The 3179-nt window shown below is 50.5% G+C and carries 3 protein-coding genes; 2 read left to right on the top strand and 1 reads right to left on the bottom strand.

Features of this window, described 5'->3' with window-relative positions; translation table 11 throughout:
• Positions 1–235: 235 nt before the first annotated feature.
• Positions 236–778 carry a hypothetical protein gene (locus ABYW01_RS17620; protein WP_372835295.1) on the bottom strand — a complete coding sequence of 181 codons (543 nt, stop codon included), beginning with the start codon at positions 776–778 and terminating at the stop codon, positions 236–238.
• A 540-nt stretch (positions 779–1318) separates the two neighbouring features.
• On the opposite strand from ABYW01_RS17620, the gene ABYW01_RS17615 reads away from it, so the two are divergent.
• Both ABYW01_RS17615 and ABYW01_RS17610 read left to right on the top strand, forming a co-directional pair.
• The gene (locus ABYW01_RS17615; protein ID WP_372835292.1) at positions 1319–2068 is read left to right on the top strand and encodes an electron transfer flavoprotein subunit beta/FixA family protein; all 750 of its coding nucleotides are present in this window, start codon (positions 1319–1321) and stop codon (positions 2066–2068) included.
• Positions 2068–3024 carry an electron transfer flavoprotein subunit alpha/FixB family protein gene (locus ABYW01_RS17610; protein ID WP_372835290.1) on the top strand — a complete coding sequence of 319 codons (957 nt, stop codon included), beginning with the start codon at positions 2068–2070 and terminating at the stop codon, positions 3022–3024. The genes ABYW01_RS17615 and ABYW01_RS17610 overlap by 1 nt, the downstream gene beginning before the upstream one ends.
• Positions 3025–3179 lie beyond the last annotated feature (155 nt).

The raw sequence follows: 3179 nt of genomic DNA, 5'->3' as shown, positions 1-3179 counted from the left end.
TACTAATCACTTTATTGGGACGATGATGGGTTATCTTACCGGCGGCAGGCAACCCTCTTCACTGGCTGTTTGAGTCTTATTGACTGGCAATTTCCTTCAAGTGATCGACGACTGAGAGGTGGTGACCGCGTCAGGTTATACGGTTGAGGGGCGTACGATAAAAAGGCCGTAGGGAGAACACGCTACGGCCTTACCTGATTAACCCTTAGAGCATCAGTCATGAAGGAGAGTTAGCTCAGTGGCTCACTTTCTCGTGTGCGAACTTAAACGGATTTATCCAGGTTGTATCTTTCCCGGCAAATTGGGCTTCAGGGTGTTGGTTTTCCATCAGCTGCACGACATCGGGTTCGCGGGCTTTTCTGAAATCGACCATGATTAGATGCTTGCCCGCATCCAGATCGTCATGGAAACGTTTGATCTTATAGCTTTCGTGCGACAGCCCCGATAAGCCGCCCACCCAAGTGCCAAAGAGTGTAAATACCGCCACTATGGCGCTGATGGCGATCAGATCAAGCGCAATACCGAACGGCTTACCCAGCATCAAAGCCACCCCGATGCATAATCCGATCATAACGCCGATCAGCGCGCCTTGTTCACCGGAATGGATCAGGTCCAGCCTTTGTAGTGTATTTGCACCGTGGATGTGGTGTCGGAAGAGGCCGTCATCATCCTTACTCAGAACATGAAGGTTCCAATCGGTAATGCCCAAGTGATGAAGGTCTTTAGAGATGCTTTCCGTGCTGTCTATGGTGTCGGTGAGATAGTAGAGGCGTTTCATACGGCCACCTCCTGTTTTGTGAATCACTATTCATGGATCGTCTATACATCCATGAACCGGCGTTGTAGCTCCATATCTATAGCTTAGTGGTTCAGGGTATAAATGCCCCTTAAACCAGTAGTTGGCTACAGGATACTGACTGGGCTATTTACGAACGGTCAGTTAATCAACTCAACCGCTATTTCACTACTGCAAGGGAATGAGGAGGGGCAATTGAGTATTTCTGTTTAGATGTTAGTTTTTCTAACAGGTAGACAATTACGATGTGCTGGTTGTTAATTGATCAGTGGAACGCGCGTTGTGATTTGGATCTGTTCAGACGGTTGGTAAAAACGGTTTCTTCTGTAACTGACGCATCGGGTACGCCACCGTCACGCTTCCTTCTTGCTATTGCCCCAGAACGGTGCAGTGGCCATTCGATCAAAACTATTTAAATAAATTCATTGACAGAGGTGCTGGATAAATTTAATCATATGCATGAAATAAAAAATGAAAATTTCACTTAAGATGAAGAAGTAATCTAAATATCACGAGGTAGTGATGAAAGTACTGGTTGCTATAAAGCGGGTTGTTGATGCCAACGTCAAAGTCCGTGTGAAAGCCGATAACTCGGCCGTTGAGCTGGCGAATATCAAAATGGCCATCAACCCGTTTTGTGAAATCGCTATTGAAGAAGCTATCCGACTGAAGGAAAAAGGCCACGCCAGTGAAGTTCAGGTCGTCAGTATTGGTCCTGATACCTGTCAGGAACAGCTGCGCACCGCACTGGCGCTGGGTGCTGATCGTGCTCTGCAGATTAAAACCGACAACTCCCCTGAGCCGCTGGCGGTCGCTAAGCTGCTGAAAGCAGTTGTCGACCAGGAGCAGCCAGGCATGGTGATTCTGGGTAAACAGTCTATTGATGGTGACAACAACCAGACGGGCCAGATGTTGGCCGCGCTGACGGGTATGCCGCAGGGTACTTTCGCGTCTGCAGTGGCTATTGAAGGCGACGAACTGCAGGTTACCCGTGAAATCGATGGTGGACTGCAGAAGGTAAGCCTGAAACTGCCTGCTGTTGTGACAACTGATCTGCGGCTGAATGAACCGCGTTACGCATCGCTGCCGAACATCATGAAGGCTAAACGTAAGCCGTTGGAAACTCAAACCCCTGAAGATCTGGGTATTGATATCAGCCCACGCCAGACCGTATTGGAAGTGACTACACCGCCGGAACGTGCAGCAGGCGTAAAAGTCGGCTCTGTATCTGAGCTGGTGGAAAAACTGAGAAATGAAGCGGGGGTACTGTAATGGGTAACGCAATTCTGGTTGTCGCAGAACACGACAACAACCAACTGAAAGGCGCGACACTGAACACGCTGCAGGCGGCCGTTGAACTGAAAGCACAAGGTGCAGGCGCAATTGAGTTGCTGATTGCCGGTCAGGGCAGCAATGCCGTTGTTGAGCAGGCGTCCGCACTGCCTGACGTGGACCGTGTACTGATCGCGGATGCTGAGAACCTGGTACACCAGCTGCCGGAAGAGGTGGCAACCCTGCTGGTAAACATGCTGGGCAGTGGTGACTACGGTTATCTGTTGGCACCGGCGACAACCAACGGTAAAAACCTCTGCCCGCGCGTGGCTGCGCTGATGGATGTGGCACAGGTATCCGACATTACTGAAATTGTGTCAGCAGATACCTTTATCCGTCCTATCTATGCCGGCAACGCATTGGCCAAGGTACAGAGTCACGACGCATTAAAAGTTATCACTGTACGTACCACAGCATTTGCAGCGGTTGCTGAATCGGGTGGTGCGGCACCAGTGATTACGCTGGATGCAACTGCGGCGCTGGGTATGTCTTCCTTTATAGGTGAAGAACTGAGTGTTTCAGAGCGTCCCGAGCTGACCTCTGCACGCATCATTATCTCCGGTGGTCGCGGTATGCAGAGCGGTGATAATTTCCCGCTGTTGGAGACGGTGGCAGACAAAATGGGTGCAGCTGTCGGGGCATCCCGTGCTGCTGTGGACTCCGGTTTTGTCTCTAATGATATGCAGGTTGGGCAGACTGGCAAGATCGTTGCGCCGGATCTTTATATCGCCGTCGGTATCTCCGGTGCGATTCAGCACCTGGCCGGTATGAAGGACTCCAAGGTTATTGTTGCGATCAACAAAGACGAAGAAGCTCCGATCTTTAACGTGGCTGATTTCGGTCTGGTCGCTGACCTGTTCGAGGTATTGCCAGAGCTTGAAAAAGCGCTGGGTTAAGCCTCCTGTTGTACACCGTGCCCGGATGATGACTGAGGTCATCAGCGGGCACCCATAATAACAATTCGCAGATTAAGACCCGCGTTCGTCAGGTGAGACGACAGGTCTGAAGGATAAATATCATGAGCCGCAATTTTCGACTGATATTGGATTGC

Origin of the sequence: Pontibacterium sp. (assembly GCF_041587635.1) — a bacterium.
Taxonomy (GTDB): Bacteria; Pseudomonadota; Gammaproteobacteria; order Pseudomonadales; family Balneatricaceae; genus Pontibacterium.
Note: the sequence above shows the minus strand (reverse complement) of the source record. Positions and strands in the feature narration are given on the sequence as shown.

Coding starts and splice junctions, on each gene's coding strand:
- ABYW01_RS17615 (WP_372835292.1), top strand. CDS start 1,319: ATGAAAGTACTGGTTGCTATAAAGCGGGTTGTTGATGCCAACGTCAAA.
- ABYW01_RS17620 (WP_372835295.1), bottom strand. CDS start 778: ATGAAACGCCTCTACTATCTCACCGACACCATAGACAGCACGGAAAGC.
- ABYW01_RS17610 (WP_372835290.1), top strand. CDS start 2,068: ATGGGTAACGCAATTCTGGTTGTCGCAGAACACGACAACAACCAACTG.